Genomic DNA, 19,034 nt, shown 5'->3' on the forward strand with positions numbered 1-19,034 from the left:
CCAAAATCCCAAATCCAAAATCCCAAAATGCCCGAACAGACTCGCCCCCGCCTTACTGTGAACTGGATTCAGGCGATCGCCGAAGTGCCCCAATCTGCCTGGGACGACCTGGCACTGCCGCTTAAAACGCCGTTTTTGGAATGGGACTGGCTGCACAATCTGGAAAGCTCCGGCAGCGCCACGGCCAAGGCGGGCTGGCTGCCCAATCACCTCACCCTCTGGCGCGAACGCACGCTGATTGCCGCCGCGCCGATGTATCTCAAGGGCCACAGCTACGGCGAGTTTGTATTTGACCAACAGTGGGCAGAACTGGCGCAGCGGCTGCGAATTGCCTACTATCCCAAGCTGCTGGGCATGTCGCCCTTTACCCCAGCGGAGGGCTACCGCTTTCTGATCGCCCCCGGAGAAGACGAAGCGGAACTGACGGCGCTGATGGTGGGGGCGATCGACCAGTTTTGCATCAGCAACAATATTTCGGGATGCCACTTTCTCTATGCCGACCCGACCTGGCGACCGATGATCGAGCCGCACGGATTTCGGCCCTGGCTGCACCACAGCTATATCTGGCAAAACCACGGCTTCCAGACCTTCGACGACTATCTCGGCAGCTTCAACGCCAATCAGCGCCGCAACATCAAGCGCGAGCGCAAAGCTGTCGCCGCAGCAGGGCTGACGATGCGGGTTCACGCCGGAGATGAAATCCCCAAGGCTTTATACAGCCTGATGTATCGCTTCTATAGCGACACCTGCGACAAGTTTGGCTGGTGGGGCAGCAAATATCTGACGCGGCAATTTTTTGAGCAGCTTCATCCCACCTATCGCCACCGCACGGTGATAGTTGCGGCCTATGCCGAGCAAGATCCGCAGCACCCCATTGGCATGTCGCTTTGCTTTACCAAGGGAGATCAGCTATACGGGCGCTATTGGGGGTCGCTGCAAGAGATTGAGAATCTGCACTTCGACACCTGCTACTACACGCCGATCGAATGGGCGATCGCCCACAATATCCAGACCTTCGACCCCGGCGCAGGCGGCCGCCACAAAAAGCGTCGCGGCTTCCCCGCCACGCCCAATCATTCTCTGCACCGTTTCTATGAACCGCGCCTGTCGCAAATCCTGAATCACTACATCCAGGAGGTCAACGAGCTAGAGCAGCAGGAGATTGAGGCGATCAACGCCGATTTACCGTTCCGGCAGGGCTGAGGAGAAGGGCGTTGGAGTATGATTCACTCCGTCCCCTCGGTTACCCCGCTTGCCCCAATGCGCCTTTTTGCTCTGCTCCTCACCAGTCTCCTATTGCTCACGGGCTGCCAGCCTGCGGCGGCGACCGATGGCATCACGCATCTGACGCTCTGGCATGGGGTCAATCCACCGTCCAATCGGGCGGTGTTGCAGCGGCTGGTGGATCGGTTTAACGAAGCGCATCCGCAGATCCAGGTAGAGGCGCTATATGTAGGACAGGGCGACCAGCAAATTCCCAAGATTTTGGCAGCGGTGGTGGGCGATGCAGCTCCGGATATGCTGTGGTATGCGCCGATGATTACGGGGCAACTGGTGGAACTGGGGGCACTGCGATCGCTCGATGACTGGCTTTCCACCTGCTCCGTCGCCGCCGAGATTGACCCAGCGCTGCGCGAGTCGATGCAGTGGGAAGGGCGAACTTGGTCGATTCCCTTTGGCACCAACAATGTCGGTGTGTTTTATCGACCCAGCTTGTTTGCGGCGGCGGGCATTCGCGAGCTACCCCAGACCTGGGATGCGTTTCGCCAGGTGGCCAAGGCGCTGACGATTCCCGAAAAAAATCAGCATGGCCTCTTGCTGCCGCTGGGCAAGGGCGAATGGACGGTGTTTATGTGGCTGCCGTTTCTCTGGGGCGGCGGTGGAGAAATCGTGGCAGAACAGGGCGCGGTGCGGGTGGCTTCGCCGGGGGCGATCGCCGCGTTGCAGTTGTGGCAAGACCTGGTAAACGATGGCTCCGCGATTCTTTCGCAGCCAGAGCGGGGCTATGAGCTAGACACATTTCTGGCCGGCAGGGTGGCCATGCAGCTAACCGGGCCGTGGACCCTGGGGCAGCTTCGGCAGGCGGGTGCAGAGTTTGGCGTGATGCCGATTCCGGCTGGCCTGCGGCCCGCCACCAGCACGGGCGGCGAAAATCTGTTTTTCTTCCACTCCACCCCGGCGCGAGAGCAGGCCGCCCAGGTGTTTGGTGAATATGTGCTGAGTGAGGCGTTTCAGACCGAGTGGGCGATCGCCACTGGATATCTACCCGTCAACCTGCGATCGCGCCAGAGCCAGGACTATCAGACCTTCCTCACCCAACAGCCCGCTGTGCAGGTGTTTCTAGACCAGACGCAATACGAGCGATCGCGCCCCATAGTTCCGGGCTATAACCGCATTTCCGATGCGCTAGGCCGGGCCGTAGAATCCGTCTTGCTGAACCAGAATACGCCTACAGCGGCCATCGACGCAGCGCAGCGACGACTGGATCGGGTGTTTGGGCAGGCGGAGTGAGGGGGGCATCAGGTCAGCCCAGCGCCTCATGGCTCCAGCGCTGTTTGGCATTTATTGCGCCAGTGCCCTCCGGCAAAAGTCCAGGGCGATCGCCCGGTCACTTGTCACCTGGGGATAGGCCAGCGCAGGTCGCGCCAGGGTGACGAGTTTAATGCCGAGGTCGGCGGCAACTTGGCGCTTGATGTCTTCGCCGCCGGGACTGCCAGACGCTTTGGCCACCACAAGGGAAATTTGCCACTGTTGCCAGAGCGCTTTTTCTAGGGGTGCAGCAATGGGCGGACGCAGCGCAATTAGCCGATCGGGGGTAAACCCAGCGGCGATCGCCCCTCCTAGCGCCTCGTGCGATGGCAAAATGCGGGCAAACAGGATGGCCCGATCCTGCCACGGCTGAAACAGCGGCAAATAGCGATAGCCAATGGTCAACAAGACCCGCTCGTTGATCAGCAAATCGGTTGCCAACAGCGCCTCGACACTGGGAAAGACCCATTCCCCCGGCGCAACGCCTTCCACGGGCGATCGCTCGAAGCGCAGGTAGGGCAGGTGTAGCTCAACAGCAGTGGCGATCGCCAGTTCAGACACCGCCGCCGCAAACGGGTGAGACGCATCCAGAATGGCGCGAACTGAGTACGTCTGCAAAAACTCGCTCACCGCTTCTGGGGTCAGCTTACCAACCCATACGCGACAGCACTCGGTGTCTGGATATAGCCGCCGCGCCCCCGCCGTCGTCACCGTCACCACGCAGTCTATCCCCTGTGCTACCAGATCTCGCGCCAGCACCGCGCTTTCCTGCGTACCGCCGATGAGCCAGAGCATGATCCTAACTCTCTTTGTGAGCTGCTAACTTGCACTACAAGCTTGCGCTAAAAACCTGCACGACAAACTTGCGCTAAAAAGAGCAAAAAAGAGCCAGATCGGAACCTGACTCTTTCGCAGTTATTGAGCGACGGGTGTTTGCAGCTTAGCGCAGTTGCAAGTGTTTGGTATTATCGCCCATGTGGATGGTGTCAACGAAGCGGGCGGTTTTGGATTGGGTAGAGATGACTAGGCTCTGAGTGCGGGCCCCCCCTTTGAAGAAACGAACCCCTTCCATCAGCGTGCCGGAGGTGATACCACAGGCGGCGAACAGAACTGTTTCACCCGATGCCAGCTCCTCGCATTCATACACCCGATCCGGATCGGTGATGTTCATTTCCTTGAGGCGGGCAATGTTCTCTTCTTTGGTTTTGTTAGCCCACTCTTTGGTCATCACGACGGCGGGGTCGGCCACAAGCTGCCCTTGGAAGTGGCCACCCAGCGCCCGCATCGCCGCCGCAGAAATCACGCCTTCGGGCGCAGCGCCAATGCCCATCAGCGCGTGGATATTCGTCCCTGCAAAGGCGCAGGAAATCGCAGCAGACACGTCGCCATCGGTAATCAGGCGGACGCGGGCCCCAGCTTCGCGGATTTCCTTGATCAGCGCATCATGGCGATCGCGCTTCATCACCACCACCACCAGTTCGTCGATAGCCCGATCCAGGCATTCCGACAGGATCTTCAGGTTTTCCGTGGCAGACTTGCGGATATCGACCTTACCTTTGGCTGCGGGGGGCGCGGCCAGCTTGTTCATATAAAAGTCGGGCGCGTTGAACAGGCCACCCTTTTCGGAAATCGCCAGCACTGCCATCGAACCGGGCTGACCGTAGGCGCAGAGGTTGGTGCCCTCGCAGGGGTCCACAGCGATGTCGATTTCCAGCAGTTCGTCAGGGTTGCAGAAGGCTGCCGCATCTTCTCGGGTGCAGATGCCCACTTCTTCGCCGATGTAGAGCATGGGCGCTTCGTCGCGCTCCCCCTCACCGATCACAATCCGTCCGCGCATGTGGATTTTGTTCATCCGTTCGCGCATGGCTTCTACAGCGACCCGGTCGGCTTCGTTCTTATCCCCTTTGCCCATCAACCGAGCAGAGGCGATTGCCGCTTGCTCTACCACTTCGATAATTTCCAAACCGAGTGTACTTTCCACCGGATACCCTCCAAACTGCTTGATTTTTCGTCGTTTGAGCGACGTGTACCTCTTGTCAAAAGTGTATCAGACAAGGGGATCGGGATCAGGACTTACGCACTCGCGATAGGCTCTATTGAGTTTTAGAGGATTTCTCGCGCAGCCCCTAAGAAATCGTCCAGATGCGTCAGTCCTAGGGCGTGTTTTAAAACCCTTTGATCCCCCTAGCCCACCTTAAGAAGAGGGGAAACGGGCAAAACTGCTCTGGAAGTCCCCCTTTTCAAGGGGGATTTAGGGGGATCGACTCAAGGCAATCAATGACCTAGAAAGTTTTAAGACACTGCCTAAGGATTTAGGGATCAAGATGCAGGGATCGGATGACCCCGCAAATCTCCCAACCAATGCGCCTAAACTAGAAGGGCAGAACAATGCAGGTGGAACCCATTTCTATGAGTAGCGCGATCGCCTGGACTCCCGAAGCCGAAGCCCGTTTGAAAGAAATTCCCTTTTTTGTGCGTCCGGCCGCCCGCAAAAAGATCGAGAAATTTGCTGAAGAGGCCGGCATAACGCAGATTACTGAAGAGGTCTATGAACAGGCCAAAGCAAAGTTTGGCTCGAAGTAGCGTCTTGGGCACTGGACTGTTAGTGGAGGATAAGCCTCGCAAAGCCCTTGCGGACAAACTTTTGCAGTCTGTAGTCAAAATCGGCTGAGGTCTTTGCATAGTCAGCACTTCAAGTGCTACATCTTCCTTTTATGAACCAGTGCCGCGTCTTGAAGGTGCAATATCGTCTGAACTCGGTCTGAACTCGGTCTGAACTGGCGGAGGTCTGCAAGTTTCAGTTTTGGTAACTCCACGACTCCAAAGCAAGCAGGAACTTAAAGTAGCAGTATTGAGTTTCTGTGAGGGCTTCGGGATGAAAACTTGGCCATTGACGGTTGGGGTTGTGGGACTGTGTTTGGCGATCGCCAGCGCCGCGATCGCCGCTCCACCCAACCGCTTATCCATTGCTCAAAATGGGCCTGCTCCGACCCAGCCAGTCAGCCAGGGCGGAACTCCTCTGGTCACGGTTCGCCGCGAGGGTGGCTTTTGCTATCCGCCAGGCTGCTTTTCAGAAGTGACAATATATCCGGACGGCAGCTACCGCTATGCCAACAGCGTCGGCGATCGCGCCACCGGACGCATCCGCCGAGGAACCCTGCAACAACTGCGATCGCGCATTGCCCGCGCCGATTTTGACCAGATCCGCAGCGAGACAAATGTCCGCAATCCAATCCCAAATCTCTGCCTGCTGGCTGCCGATGGGCCAGAAGCCGTCTATCGGTTTTACCCGAACGGGAAGACCGAAGAGATTCGCGGCTGCGAAACCGACATCGACCGCAGCAGCCGTCTATTTCAGCAGCTTGAACGGCTCTATGAGCGTGTCTCTGAGCAGGCCGCTCAGGCAGCCCAGAATCAGAGACGGGGCGATCGCGCTCTTTAAGGTCTTGAAGGAAGGATCACCAAGGAAGGATCATGCCAGGCCCTAGTAAGGCTGATCCATCGCCTCGTCCTTTGTACTAGTGCGGCGTTCTGGCGTTTCTCGATTAAACCGCATATGGACCGCGCGGGTCTGAACGCCGTCCGCCGCCACCGCCAAAATCGGGAAGTCCAACGTGCCATCCTGGAAGGACATCTGGAAGCGGAATGTGCCATCGGGATTCAGTGTCACAGGCCGTCCAGCAATGGTCACCGAGGCATCTGGCTCCGTTGCGCCGTAAATAATCAGTTCTGCATCTGCCACTAGCCAGAATTTCCGCGCCCGAATCGGCGGCATAGAACCAAAGAAGCCAACACCCGACATGCCAATGCCAGAGAAGTTCGGTATCCCTACACCCGACTGGCTGTAGATCCCAGCCCCCGACATCGTATACAGACCTGCGCCCGACTCGGTGTACATCCCTACGCCCGACATCCGCGCATAGCTCATCGGCCCCGGATAGCCCATGCCCACGCCGGACATGCCCACGCCGGACATACTGTACATGCCCACACCGGACATGCCCACGCCGGACATGCCCACACCGGACATACTGTACATACCCACGCCAGACATGCCCACACCGGACATACTGTACATACCCACGCCAGACATGCCCACACCGGATATGCCCACACCGGACATACTGTACATACCCACGCCGGACATGCCCACACCGGACATACTGTACATACCCACGCCGGACATGCCCATGCCCGACTCGGTATATCGACCCACACCCGACTCGGTGTACAGGCCCACACCCGACATCGTGTAAAGCGCTCCGCCAGACTCGGTATAAAGTCTTGCGCCCGACATGGTGTACATGCCCACGCCCGACATCCCCACGCCGGACTCGGTGTATCGACCTACGCCGGACATGCCCACGCCAGACATGCCCACGCCGGACATGCCCACGCCGGACATGCCTACGCCAGACATGCCCACGCCGGACATGCCCACGCCCGATTCGGTATATCGACCCACACCCGACTCAGTGTATAGGCCCACGCCAGACTCGGTTTTCCCCGACCATTGGCCCATTTCAGCCGAGAAAACAAACGAGCTAATGGCTGCACCAGAGGCCTGCATGGAACTCAGCGCTGCCCCAGATTCTGAGTGAACGTAGCTGCTAATGGCTGCCCCAGAGGCCTGCATGGAACTCAGCGCTGCGCCCGATTCCATCTGATGGGAACCCTGCACCGAGGCCGGAACCTGCTGCATAGAACCATAGAGCGAACCCGCCAGACGCATTGCCTCGGCAGACTCGGCCATGTCAAAAATCTCGTCGTAGATGGGGTTGCCCGTGTCTGCCACTCGTCGCCCTGGCGGAATCAATCGCAGGAAGGTCTTGCCGCGCCGGTCTTCATCCCAACCCAGCGTAATAAACTGATCCTCAAACCAGTCGGACGGGTAGATTGGCGGAATGCGAACCGCATTAGATCTTGCCAGAACCAGCCACATACCATCTGGTGTGAGATAGCCAATTTCAACCAAATAATCGCGATCGCTCACCGGAATGGGCAAATACCAGTCGCGGGCTAGCTCGTCACAGTCGTACTGCTGCACGCTATGGGGACGCTGGCTATGGGCATCAATATCGGTCACGTCGTATAGCCGCAGCGCCAGCCGCTGTCCGCCCTGACCGCGCAGTAGTGCCTTGTGTTGGTCGGGCACATCCCAATAAGTGTAGGCCCACTGCGGATCGCGAGGCATCAGCACAATTCGGCTCTCGCCGTAGCCATCAGGCAAGTCGGGTAGATTCGTGTCTACATCGGCCAGTCGCTCAGCCGACAGATCCGTTTGCCCTACATCAAACTTTGCCGCTTCAACAGCAGACTGGTCATCTTCCTTGGCCAGCGCTGCCATCGCAGCCGCGCCTGCTGCCAGCGTTGCCCCCGTGCCCAAAGCCGCAGCAATCGGCGGCACAGTGGGGGTTTCTGGCTCTGGCGTTGCTACAACAGGTTCATCAACATCAGGCTCATCAACAGCAGATTCATCCATACCGGGTTCCACTGGGGTAGGTGCTGGAGCGGGCACTGTCGGAGAAACGGATACCGCTGGAGGCGGCACAACTGGAGCGACCACAGGCGGCACGACAGGCGGCACACCGGGCGGCACGACTGGAGCAGGAGCCGCTTCAGCCGCAGACAGGATCGTGGGCACGCGCACCGAGTTGGATCGGGCCAGCTTCAGCCAGCGTCCGTCGCTGGTGGTGTAGCCAATTTCTGCGAGATAGTCGCGATCGCCCGCCATGATAGGCACATGCCGATCCTGGTCGGTTTCAGCCACATCGTATTCTTGGACGCTGTGGGCGGGCTGCCGATCAAGGTCAATATCCGTCACGTCGTAGATCCGCAGCTTCAAATCGCGTCCGCCCTGGCGCTTCAGATCTGCTTTATGAGCCTCTGGCGCTTCCCAATAGGCGTAGGCATCTTCGGCATTGCGCGGGGTTAACACAATCCGGCTGGCGGGAACTTGGCGGGGCGGTGCGACAGTGGCCACTGGGCGCAGCGGCGGCGCAACCGGAGCCACGGCCTCTCGCCGCCGAAATAGCCCCAGCAAGAAGGGCAACGCTCCGAGCAGCAACAGCGCCAGCCAGGGCAGCCAGCCTTCGGGTTGATTACTCGATGGCGGTGGAGTGACGACTGTGGGCGCGGCATCCAGCACGGGACTGGGGGTGGCGGGTACTGGCGCGACCGGAGCCGCTGGCGCAACTGCGGTGGCTTCTTGTTCACGCGCCTCTTCTACCACTTCTTGACCGGGTTCCGAGGTCGCAAATCCTAAAAATGCCTGCACAGGCGGAGTTGGTGTGCCGCGATAGACATAGCCCCTTGGCTGCGAAAAGGGATAGCGAGGATCGGTAGGCAAGGTCTGGTGCATGGGCACGATCTTCACGTCACCCCGGTTCAACACCTGATTGGCGATAGCATAGCTAATCCCATCTGCCCCAAGCGCCTGCACCGCTGCTGCCGTGTCGTCTGTCGCAATCTGCTCGGCGTTGGGCCCAGTTTGAAAGGGCGCTGCCTGAAACACTGAATAGTTGCTGAGTGACTGGCGTGTATCGCTAAAAGCAGGGCGATCGACAAAGCGAATCGGCCCAGGTGGCCCACCAACCTGCGACCAGTCCGTAATTTCACCCCGGAAAATCTGAGCAAACTGCTCAAACGTCAGATCGCCTGCAAAGGGGTTGTCTGCGCCTACAATGATGGCAATTTTTTCTCGGCTGAGGGGAACCTCTACCAATCCCTGATCCCGCTCTGCCTGGGTCAGGTCGCGCCCCACTGCCACCAGATCCAGGTCTCCAGCCAGTAAGGCTTGTAGCGCCGCATCTGTGCCGCCTGCGGCAAGGTTGACCCGGGTGCCAGGGTAGCGTTCCTCAAAGCGGGCCTTCAGACTTTCATTAATCAGCGTCATACTGGCAGAGCCGTCTATAGTAACGGAAGTGTCTGCCGGAACGCTGGCAGGCAGCGGGAATTCTGGCGGCGTAGATTGTGCCAGAGTTGGAACTACCCACCGCAGTCCAAGTAAACCAGGAGCGCCGCCGAGGGCAACTAGCAGGGCTAGTAGGGTGAAAGATGTTTCTGGGTTTCGCAGCATTGTTGAGGGCAGCCTAGACGTGAGCAGGGATTTTTTAGGTTAATTTTTGCAAAAGACGTGTCAATTATATAGCCCTCTTTCTTATCAGAAGTTAATAAAGAAGACAATTTGAAGTAAAAATACTCATCAGGGGGGCGATCGCCCAGTTCCTTCCTATGAAAGCGTTTCAGCTTTTAAGTCAGGAGAAAGCAAGGAATTCTCGCGCTGCCTCTGTTTCGCGGGGTACTAGACGAGCCGACAAGTTTCCCCTAGTTTGTCGTATTTCTTTTGAGATGCATAGTCCACGCTGATTTTTGATAAGAATTGCCTATACAAGCACCATCGCTGGATAAGCGGCAAGGCTGAGCCTGGAAAGCGCTGGGAGCCAGACTAAGAACGGTCGAGAAAAACGTTGCAGTAACAGCAAAAGCGCCACGCTGAACATCTAACCGCGTGGCGCTTGCATAATGGCTTGCTGCAACAGGACTTGCTGCAACTCGTGTTGAAAACTGGCAGGTGACTGAAAACTGGCAGTTGCGAATGGCTGTTAGCCAGAATCAGTTACAGGCAAATCGGTCACAGGTGAACTAATCACGGGCTAAACCTTAGCTCGCCTAGCTTTATCCAACCTGTTTATATCCAACCTGCTTTGTCTAGCCTGCTTCCAGGATGCTACCAGAGGCCTCGAACCGGGCCGGCCGGACGCGGCGCAGGCTGAGGATCTCCTGGAACACCCTGGCTGAAGGGCGGAAACTGAGGACCCGCAGGAAGTGGGCGGAGGGGTTGAGAGGGAGGCAGCAGCAGCAGTGAGGTATCGAAGGGATTATTCAGATCGGCAGTGCGGATGATGGGGCCGTCCAGATTTTGCTGGTTTGAAGCGTCTACGTAGAGTCGATGCACCTGCCGCGCATCGGTGATGATGTTGTTTTCGGGGAAGGGGCCAAGGAACCAGGTGAAGGAGTTCACAATGCCTCGGTTGCCAAAGAAAGTGCCGCTGGCACCATAGTAAGCGTCCTCAAACGCTTGCTGGAGTGTCTGAATGTCGTCTGCGCTGCGGGTTGAAGTGACAGTCTGGGCGATCGCCCCTGACCCCAGCGCCCCACCCGACGTTGCCAGGGTGAGCAGTCCAGCCAATATCTTAAACTTGAAGCCCATGGCAAATTCCCTCAAATTTTGTCCAACATCTTAGCTCATTTCAGAGTACAAAGGTCAATTTTTTTCCAAAGCTCGATGAATGACGACCTAGACTGAGGAGGGATCGGGAGAATCTTTTCTACCTGGTAGTTACAGCGTTTCTCATCAGACTTTCTAGTAAGACTCTTTGCCCCGCCATCTTGGCGATCGCCCCTTAACATTTCACCCCAAAATTGGAATTTTTAGCCGTGATTCTTGCCAATCATCTAATTCTGTTTTCGCGCTATCCCCAGCCAGGAACCACGAAAACGCGCCTCATTCCGCATTTGGGAGAAACCGGATCCGCCCAGCTTCAGCGACAGATGACCGCGCAGGTGCTGCGGCAAATCCGTCCCCTCCTGTCTCCGACGGCGGAGAATTCGACCCGCCCTATTTCGGCAGAAATCTGGTTTGCGGGGGGCGAATTGTCCCAAATGGCAGACTGGCTGGGAACCTCCTGGGCGCTGCATCCGCAGCCGTCAGGAGACTTGGGCGATCGCCTGTTGAGTGCGGTGGAACGGGCGATCGCCGCTGGAGCCGAGCGGGTCGTGGTGATTGGTGCAGACTGCCCCAGCGTGGATTCCGTAATTTTGCAGCAGGCCTTTACCGCGTTGCAGAGCCATGACCTGGTGCTGGGGCCGGCCACCGATGGCGGCTATTATCTCATCGGCCTGCGGCAGCCCCTTGCAGATCTGTTCAGCGGCATTGATTGGGGCACAGAGCGTGTGTTTGCCCAGACTAGGGCGATCGCCCAAGCTCTCCATCTCTCGGTAGCAACGCTTGACCCACTGACGGACATTGACACTGCTGCCGACTTGCCCGTGTGGGAGGCGCTGCGGAAGCAGGTGATTTCCGTGATCATTCCAACGCTGAATGAAGCCGCAGAATTGCCGAGCCTGCTGGAAACCCTATCGCCCTCTGGCACATTGGAAGTGATTGTGGCAGACGGAGGCAGCCAGGACGACACGCGGGCGATCGCTCAGCAGTATGGCGCAACGGTCGTCCACTCCGCTCCCGGTCGCGCCCGCCAGATGAATGCCGGAGCCGCCGCCGCGATGGGGAAAACTCTGCTTTTCCTCCACGCCGACACTCGCCTGCCCCAGAAGTTTCCCCATCTGGTGCAGCAAACCCTGGCCCAACCGGGCGTGGTGCTGGGGGCGTTTGACCTGTTGATTGACGGAACCTTGCCGGGATTGCGCTGGGTGGAGCGGGGGGTGCGCTGGCGATCGCGCTGGTTCAGCCTGCCCTACGGCGATCAGGCGCTATTTCTGCGAACAGACACTTTCTGGCAACTGGGCGGCTTTCCAGAGGTGCCGATTCTGGAAGATCTGAAGCTGGTACGAAAGGCTCAGACCTTGGGCAAAGTGGCGATCGCCCCAGCAGTGGTATCGACTTCGGCGCGGCGGTGGGAAGCGCTGGGGGTGTGGCAGACGACGCTGATCAATCAGAGCGTGCTAATCGCCGCTGGGTTGGGCGTGCCTCTAGAGAGAATTACTCAGTTCTATCGGCGATCGCGGTCAAAAAATTTGCCGCCAGACCCCTTCAAAATTCGTAAAAAAAATAGGGATTGAAGGCTCAATCCCTAACGTATCCCATTATCTACAGGCTAGCTAGACCAATCTCAAATCAGCATACTCAGCGACTAGCTCATCTGACGAGAGGGTCTGACCCTCCACCTGGGGGGTCCAGAGAATTTCTAGCGCCAAGAGGCGATCGCTCGACACCGATCCCATCTGCGACAGCGCCCGACGCAGGTCTTCCGTCGAATTCACCACGGGCAAATCCAGCTTGCCCAGCGTTGCCGCCAGCAGCGTCACCACGATATATTCACCCTGCGACTGGATTTCTGTCGGCTGTTCTGCCGCTACCAGCTCACCCGTACCCGTCGTGGCCAGGGCGGCCGAAGTCGTTCCCGCCTGCCGCAACTGGCGGTTGACATTCGACAGCGTTTCTTCGCTAAATTTGCTGCGCTCTGCCAGCGCCAGTCGGTTAAACTGTGCCTCAGCCGCCTCCAGGCGATACTGTGCCGACTGCGTGCCGCCATAGACCCAATATTCGGGATGCCGCAGCAGTGCCAACGTCGTTTCTTGCAGCGCCTCCGTCAGCCCCTCTTTGGAACCCGTATCCGCCGTTTTCGCCAGCCGATCCAGGTCTGCCTGCAAGCCGCGAGCGCCAGACAGCAGCCCCACTTGAACTTTGGCCACCGAAACCGTGGGCGACGCTGCGCCATAGCCCAGGTCGTCATAGCCATTCGCATCAGACTGCGCGGCTCGGACGCTCCGTACGATAAATGATGCAAGTGAGAGAAAAATCAGAATGGTGAACAGGCTGCCCGCACCGCCGCCAAAGAAAATCGGCCCCCACACCAGCGGAAACCCAATGCCGCCGCCAGGATAACCACCGGGATAATAGCCGCCACCGCCATAGGATGGAGCCGGACGGCTGGTATAGGTGCGGCTGGGCACGCTAAACCCGCCGCCGCCGATGCGGCCGCCGCCCCGACTCAGGGCCAGAGCGCTACCTGCATTGCCAAACACCAATGTTGCAATTAGAGAGAAAACCACCAGCGGCCGAAGCAGGGGCCGCCATACTTGAGAAAAGAACTTTCCCATTGCCTCAAGCCCTCATATAAACGTTTCGGGCAATGCCCGTGGGGCAGGCTGTGCAGTTTGCCGAGCTAAGCAGTTTGCCGAGCTAAGCAGTTTGCCGAGCTAAAATTTGCAGAGCTTTAGCAACAAAGCTTTAGAAAACGTTACACAGCCATTCAATACTTCTAATGTAACGCGCTCCGTTTTGCGCTGAGGGCGGCTAGCAGTGGGTTTCAGGAGGGATGACCGTACTTGAAAACCCCAGGTTAGATTGCCCTAATTAGATTGCCCTAAATTGAGCAATAGTCTTTGCAACAAGTCTTTGCATTAGCCGCCGCCGACAATGGTGACAATTTCCAGGCGATCGCCCGCCTGCATGAGGGTCTTTTCCCAAAACTGGCGGTGCAAAATCTCGCCGTTATATTCCACCGCCACTAGGCGCGGATTCATACCCAGTTGCTCCAAAAACTGCGGCAGCGAGGTATCCGGCTCGCAGGTGCGGGGTTCGCCATTGACCTGAAGCGTAATCGACATAGCAGAGATCACCCAGAAGACGGCTTAGATTTATGCTACGGCAAGGGCTTAAGAGCGATCGCCCGTTTGATACCGCTACTTAGAACTACCGCTACCCTAGAGCTACCGCTACTCTAAGGTACATCTATGATATGTCTGAGAGGTATACCTGAGAGGTATATCTGAGGGACAGCCACGCTAACTGCCGCTACTCCATCGTATCCAGGTCTACCAAGTCTGCTAAGTCTGCCAAGTCTGCCAAGTCTGCCAGATCCGCATCTTCCTCTTCAGACTGTCTAGCGATTAGCACCGGGTGCTGATGGAGGGGCACAGTAAAGGTAACCGTAGACCCCAGACCTTCGCCCAGGCTGTAGAAATTCACCTCGCCCTTCATCGCTTCTACAAGCTTCTGGGAAATGGCCAGGCCCAGCCCCGTGCCACCATATTGCCGAGTCCGGGAACCGTCTACCTGGCTAAAGGACTGAAACAGGCGGTCTTGCTTCTCTAGCGAAACGCCAATGCCCGTATCGACCACGCTGATCTTGGCATAGCCCTTGTCCTGATCGGACTGGCGGGGCAGGATGTCGGTGGTAACGGTGATGCCGCCTTCGTGGGTGAACTTGATGGCGTTGCCCAACAGGTTCAGCAGCACTTGGCGGAGGCGCTGATAGTTGCCGTTCAGGATGATTGGATCTCGCGTTTCAGGTTTGCAAATTTTGAAGCTCAGATGCTTGTGTTCGGCCTGGGGACGGATAAAGCGTTCCACATCGTCCATCAGGTCATCGAGCTTGACCGGGTTAATCTCGATTTCGAGCTTGCCTGCTTCGATTTTGGCAATGTCCAGGATGTCATTGATGATGTCGTTTAGGTTTACCGCTGAGCGGTAGGCTTCTTCGATGAACTCGCCCTGTTCTTCGGGATCGTCCGCCATGCCGTCTACGATGAGCTTGAGGAAGCCAATCATGCCGTTGAGCGGGGTGCGTAGCTCGTGGGACGTGTTGGCCAAAAACTCGCTCTTGAGGCGGGAGGCTTCTTCGGCCTGGCGACGGCTCTCCTCGAGGTCGTGATACTGCTGCATCAGTCGCTCGGCCTGGCGACGGCTCGTTGCGTACAAACTGGCATGGGCCAGCCCCGTTCCAATCTGCTCTGCAAATTCCTGAACTAGCTCGATTTCGGACTGTCTCCACACCTGAGCTTCATCGTCTTGGTACAGCACAAGGAGTCCGTTGGGCTGGCCATCGTGGCAGGTGGCGATCGCCAAAATTGCCATCTCCCTACCGCTTTCTTCATCAATCTGCGTGGTGCTAACGGGCTGGAGCGTGGAAACGGCCTGCTGCAAGTAGGGAAAGTGCGGTAAATCCAGCGTTTGCCCGACGCACTCCGCCGCCCCATCTTGTCGATAGTCTGCCATGATCTGCGCTTTTCCCTCTTCAGCGGGGTAAGCACACACCCAACAGCGACTCAGGTTGAGCGTTTCACCCAGTCCTGTGGCGGTTTGCTGCCAGATGGCATCGAGGTCAAGCGTATGGCGGATGTTCCAGGCAACGCGAGTCAGTGCCTTTTGATAAAAGATGGAGCCGCTGCCCCGGAGCGTGCTGAAGCGAGGGGGCGATTCTAGCAGCAGGTGGGCCTGGTCATCGGTGCAGGCATAGAGCAGATGCCCCGTGACGATGACTGCTGAAGGCAGCGCGTTGACTTGCAGAATGGGGCTGAGCGCGAGGTCAAAAACGAGATACTGCCCGCCACAGCGAAACAAGTAGGAAAACCCATCGGGGCTGCCCAAATCAAGCACCATGCGAATCCGCTGTAAGTAGGGCGCAAGGGCGGCTGGCGCAAACTCGACTTCCTCAATCGGCCGACCGACCAAGTCCGTAGAACCCAGTCCATAGCGATCTGCGTCTTTCCAGGAGAAGGAAAGGTAGGTTCCCGCAGCGTCTTGTATGAAGATGAGATCACCAATGGAGGGCGGTTTCTGGAGTGGGCCGCCGGGTCGCCTAGCAATCGCTACATCTGCCGGGCCAACGACAGAACTAGAAGAATCTTCAGACAAGGTCATCAGCGTGCATCGGAGACAGTGAGTTAAAACGCGCAAAATGTTCTTGGAATCAGGTTCAGCAAGTATCTTCGCCTAACGTAGCCTGTCGCAGAGGCTATCTGCAACGGCTTTTAAAGCAAATCCGTGATTCCTACAGCAATCAGCTAGTCGTTCCATTCTCCACGGGGGGGAACAGGCGGATTGCGCTGGAGCGATCGCGTCAGGTCGTCGTCCCGCGAGGCTCCCCCCCGCAGCCATTGACGCACGGCGACTTCGATCACTTTGCTCGGATCGCTGGTGAGATGCCCAATCTGATTCAATAGCTCAGCGTCGATCTGGATTGACAAATCGACCTTATTTCCAGCCGTTGCTCTGGGCCTGGCGGCGGGTGGCGGGTCTGTGGGGGCGATCGCCTCCTGAGTTGAACCCTGAACACCGGCCTGAGCGTTCATGCCATCAGTCTTCACACCATCAGTCTTCGCAGCATTAGATTCCACAACAGGGTCGCTCATAGAATTGTCTTACTCTCTCACCGTTCCGCATTTGTTCCGTCGCTGATATTGCCTGGCTAGCCTATACAGACACGCTTCCAGGATGAGAATCTAACGACTTACAGTAAATTCTGCCCTAAATCGTTTTGTACAGGGAATCTAATGTTGTGAGTTGTGAACTTAATGGCTTGAATTGTAAATCTTGATTTGTAGAGCTTGGTGTTGAGCTTGGTTTAGATCTCGGTTTAGATTTTGAGTCTTAGCGGTGGCAGGCCGCAGAGGAAGCAGCGTTTCGTCTGGATTCCAGCAGGAGCCTTTCGCGGGCGAGAGCGTTTGTATCCAGAAAAGCCTTCTGTGTCCAAACCCCCTTGGCGGCACTGGAACAACCATCCACTCGGCTTAAGACCTGTCTACTGCACCTCTACTGCATCTCTATTGCACCCTACTCCAGAAAGCTGTACCCACTTTTGTGCGTGATGCTGGCTCTTAAAGATTCTGGTTCTTAAACGAAGGGGCGATCGCCCTTCTTCCCAAGCACCCCTGAATTGAATTGCCCACAAGGCCTAATATCCCTATAGGCCGCCTTGCAGCGTAAAACAATACGCTACAACTTGATCTATCTTGATTTGATCTATCTCGATCTATTTAGAAATCATAGGTCATCTGGTTCCTCTCAACTGCGGCGAAACCCAAGACGACTCAAGGGACTGCCGATGCGTCCGGCAGAGAGAAGCATTACAATATCTTAAGCGGTATGCCTTAAGGACGATTCACTGCCTGGTTTCTCTTGCGGTTCTTCTAAGCATTGCCGCCCCTTTTACCCCTTGATGCTTTGCGTCTATGACCGACGTTCCCGTCTCAAACATCCGCAACTTTTCCATCATTGCCCACATCGACCACGGCAAGTCCACGCTGGCCGACCGCTTGCTGCAAACGACGGGCACTGTCAGCAATCGAGAAATGAAGGAGCAATTTCTCGACAATATGGAGCTGGAGCGAGAGCGCGGCATCACGATCAAGCTCCAGGCAGCCCGCATGAACTATCGCGGCGAAGACGGGCAGGATTACGTGCTGAACCTGATCGACACGCCGGGGCACGTAGACTTTTCCTACGAGGTGTCGCGCTCTCTGGCCGCCTGCGAAGGTGCGCTGCTAGTGGTAGATGCTTCCCAAGGCGTGGAGGCGCAAACTCTGGCAAACGTGTACCTGGCGCTGGAGCATAATCTGGAAATCATTCCGGTGCTAAATAAAATCGACCTGCCGGGGGCAGAGCCAGATCGGGTCAAGGGAGAAATCGAAGAAATTATCGGGCTGGATTGCAGCAGCGCCATTCTTGCCTCGGCGAAAGAGGGCATTGGCATCAGCGAGATTTTGGAATCCATCGTGCATCTGGTGCCGCCGCCCCGCGACACGGTGCAGGAGCCGCTGCGGGCGCTGATTTTCGACAGCTACTACGATTCTTATCGCGGCGTGATTGTCTACTTCCGGGTGATGGATGGGACGCTGAAGAAGGGCGATCGCATCCGGCTGATGGCTTCCCGCAAAGAGTATCAAATCGACGAACTGGGGGTGCTGTCGCCCAACCAAATCCAGGTAGACGAACTGCACGCAGGCGAAGTGGGCTATCTGTCGGCTGCCATCAAAGCAGTGGCCGATGCGCGAGTGGGCGACACCATTACCCTGGCGACGGCTCCAGCCAAGGAACCGCTCCCTGGCTATACCGAAGCCAAGCCGATGGTGTTTTGCGGACTGTTCCCTACCGATGCCGATGAGTTTGAAGACCTGCGAGAGGCGCTCGAAAAACTGCGGCTGAACGACGCGGCACTGCAATACGAACCCGAAACCTCCAGCGCGATGGGCTTTGGGTTCCGCTGCGGCTTTTTGGGGCTACTGCACATGGAAATTGTGCAGGAACGACTGGAGCGCGAATACGACCTGGATCTGATTACCACGGCTCCATCGGTGATTTACAAGGTTCGTCTGCTAGATGGCAGCGAGGTCTATATCGACAACCCCAGCCACCTGCCCGATCCTCAAAAGCGCGAGGCGATTGAGGAACCCTATGTGCAGGTGGACATGATTACGCCGGAGGAGTTTGTCGGCCCGCTGATGGAGCTGAGCCAGTCTCGCCGGGGCGTGTTCAAAGATATGAAGTATTTGACCCAGGGGCGCACGACGCTGACCTATGAACTGCCGCTGGCGGAGGTGGTGACGGACTTTTTTGACCAGATGAAGTCGCGATCGCGCGGCTATGCCAGCATGGAATACCACCTCATCGGCTATCGCGAGAATCCCCTGGTGAAGCTGGATATCCTGATCAACGGCGACCCGGTTGACCCGCTGGCGACCATTGTTCACCGCGACAAAGCCTATTATGTGGGCAAGGCGCTGGTCGAAAAGCTAAAGGAACTCATTCCGCGCCACCAGTTCAAAATCCCGCTGCAAGCCGCTATCGGTAGCCGCGTGGTGGCCAGCGAACACATTCCGGCCTTGCGAAAAGACGTGTTGGCCAAGTGCTATGGCGGCGACATCAGCCGCAAGAAAAAGCTGCTGCAAAAGCAGGCCAAGGGTAAGAAACGTCTGAAGGCGATCGGGACGGTGGACGTGCCGCAGGAAGCCTTTATGGCAGTGCTGAAGCTGCAATAACC

General features: G+C 57.3%; 13 protein-coding genes and 3 pseudogenes. 6 read left to right on the forward strand and 10 right to left on the reverse strand.

Going from position 1 to position 19,034, the window contains the following annotated elements; all coding sequences use genetic code 11:
- Positions 1 to 27: 27 nt before the first annotated feature.
- Together JTM80_RS04640 and JTM80_RS04645 are read left to right on the forward strand one after the other, a co-directional pair.
- Positions 28 to 1,203, forward strand: a complete 1,176-nt coding sequence (locus tag JTM80_RS04640; protein WP_205370692.1) for a GNAT family N-acetyltransferase — start codon at positions 28 to 30, stop codon at positions 1,201 to 1,203.
- A 57-nt stretch (positions 1,204 to 1,260) separates the two neighbouring features.
- Positions 1,261 to 2,511 (forward strand): ABC transporter substrate-binding protein, encoded by a 1,251-nt coding sequence (locus JTM80_RS04645; RefSeq protein ID WP_172354805.1) that lies wholly within the window; start codon positions 1,261 to 1,263, stop codon positions 2,509 to 2,511.
- 51 nt (positions 2,512 to 2,562) lie between these two features.
- Here JTM80_RS04645 and JTM80_RS04650 read toward each other — a convergent pair whose 3' ends face one another.
- A complete protein-coding gene (locus JTM80_RS04650; RefSeq protein WP_172354803.1) occupies positions 2,563 to 3,324 on the reverse strand; it encodes a cobalt-precorrin-6A reductase in 762 nt (253 codons plus the stop codon).
- Positions 3,325 to 3,469: 145 nt separating this feature from the next.
- A complete protein-coding gene (glpX, locus tag JTM80_RS04655; protein ID WP_172354801.1) occupies positions 3,470 to 4,510 on the reverse strand; it encodes a class II fructose-bisphosphatase in 1,041 nt (346 codons plus the stop codon).
- Between the two features lie 428 nt (positions 4,511 to 4,938).
- On the opposite strand from glpX, the gene JTM80_RS04660 reads away from it, so the two are divergent.
- Both JTM80_RS04660 and JTM80_RS04665 read left to right on the forward strand, forming a co-directional pair.
- Positions 4,939 to 5,112 carry a PCP reductase family protein gene (locus tag JTM80_RS04660; protein WP_172358850.1) on the forward strand — a complete coding sequence of 58 codons (174 nt, stop codon included), beginning with the start codon at positions 4,939 to 4,941 and terminating at the stop codon, positions 5,110 to 5,112.
- A 292-nt stretch (positions 5,113 to 5,404) separates the two neighbouring features.
- Complete coding sequence (locus JTM80_RS04665) at positions 5,405 to 5,971, forward strand: hypothetical protein (RefSeq protein ID WP_172354799.1); 567 nt, start codon at positions 5,405 to 5,407, stop codon at positions 5,969 to 5,971.
- 42 nt (positions 5,972 to 6,013) lie between these two features.
- Here the strand turns inward: JTM80_RS04665 and JTM80_RS04670 are convergent.
- The 4 genes and pseudogenes from JTM80_RS04670 to JTM80_RS04685 all read right to left on the reverse strand — a co-directional run.
- Positions 6,014 to 6,343 (reverse strand): annotated as a pseudogene (locus JTM80_RS04670) (Rho termination protein); the annotation flags it as partial.
- Between the two features lie 645 nt (positions 6,344 to 6,988).
- Positions 6,989 to 7,876 (reverse strand): annotated as a pseudogene (locus tag JTM80_RS23430) (DUF4912 domain-containing protein); the annotation flags it as partial.
- Between the two features lie 348 nt (positions 7,877 to 8,224).
- Positions 8,225 to 9,607, reverse strand: a pseudogene (locus JTM80_RS23435) (substrate-binding domain-containing protein); the annotation flags it as partial.
- Between the two features lie 651 nt (positions 9,608 to 10,258).
- The gene (locus JTM80_RS04685) at positions 10,259 to 10,741 is read right to left on the reverse strand and encodes a hypothetical protein (protein ID WP_172354797.1); all 483 of its coding nucleotides are present in this window, start codon (positions 10,739 to 10,741) and stop codon (positions 10,259 to 10,261) included.
- Positions 10,742 to 10,968: 227 nt separating this feature from the next.
- On the opposite strand from JTM80_RS04685, the gene JTM80_RS04690 reads away from it, so the two are divergent.
- Complete coding sequence (locus tag JTM80_RS04690; RefSeq protein WP_172354795.1) at positions 10,969 to 12,330, forward strand: TIGR04283 family arsenosugar biosynthesis glycosyltransferase; 1,362 nt, start codon at positions 10,969 to 10,971, stop codon at positions 12,328 to 12,330.
- Positions 12,331 to 12,369: 39 nt separating this feature from the next.
- Here JTM80_RS04690 and JTM80_RS04695 read toward each other — a convergent pair whose 3' ends face one another.
- The 4 genes from JTM80_RS04695 to JTM80_RS04710 all read right to left on the reverse strand — a co-directional run bounded on the left by JTM80_RS04695 (position 12,370) and on the right by JTM80_RS04710 (position 16,347).
- The gene (locus JTM80_RS04695) at positions 12,370 to 13,323 is read right to left on the reverse strand and encodes a DUF1517 domain-containing protein (RefSeq protein WP_255548875.1); all 954 of its coding nucleotides are present in this window, start codon (positions 13,321 to 13,323) and stop codon (positions 12,370 to 12,372) included.
- 351 nt (positions 13,324 to 13,674) lie between these two features.
- Positions 13,675 to 13,881, reverse strand: coding sequence for a sulfur carrier protein ThiS (gene thiS, locus JTM80_RS04700; RefSeq protein ID WP_172354790.1), 207 nt, complete (start codon positions 13,879 to 13,881; stop codon positions 13,675 to 13,677).
- 187 nt (positions 13,882 to 14,068) lie between these two features.
- Complete coding sequence (locus JTM80_RS04705) at positions 14,069 to 15,916, reverse strand: ATP-binding protein (RefSeq protein ID WP_172354788.1); 1,848 nt, start codon at positions 15,914 to 15,916, stop codon at positions 14,069 to 14,071.
- A gap of 143 nt (positions 15,917 to 16,059) precedes the next feature.
- On the reverse strand, positions 16,060 to 16,347 hold the full coding sequence (locus JTM80_RS04710; protein ID WP_390820350.1) for a hypothetical protein: 288 nt from the start codon (positions 16,345 to 16,347) through the stop codon (positions 16,060 to 16,062).
- An 879-nt stretch (positions 16,348 to 17,226) separates the two neighbouring features.
- Here JTM80_RS04710 and lepA point away from each other — a divergent pair.
- On the forward strand, positions 17,227 to 19,032 hold the full coding sequence (gene lepA, locus JTM80_RS04715) for a translation elongation factor 4 (RefSeq protein WP_172354786.1): 1,806 nt from the start codon (positions 17,227 to 17,229) through the stop codon (positions 19,030 to 19,032).
- Positions 19,033 to 19,034 lie beyond the last annotated feature (2 nt).

The sequence above is a fragment of the Thermoleptolyngbya sp. PKUAC-SCTB121 genome (assembly GCF_016919485.1).
In the GTDB taxonomy this organism is placed as follows: domain Bacteria; phylum Cyanobacteriota; class Cyanobacteriia; order Elainellales; family Elainellaceae; genus Thermoleptolyngbya; species Thermoleptolyngbya sichuanensis.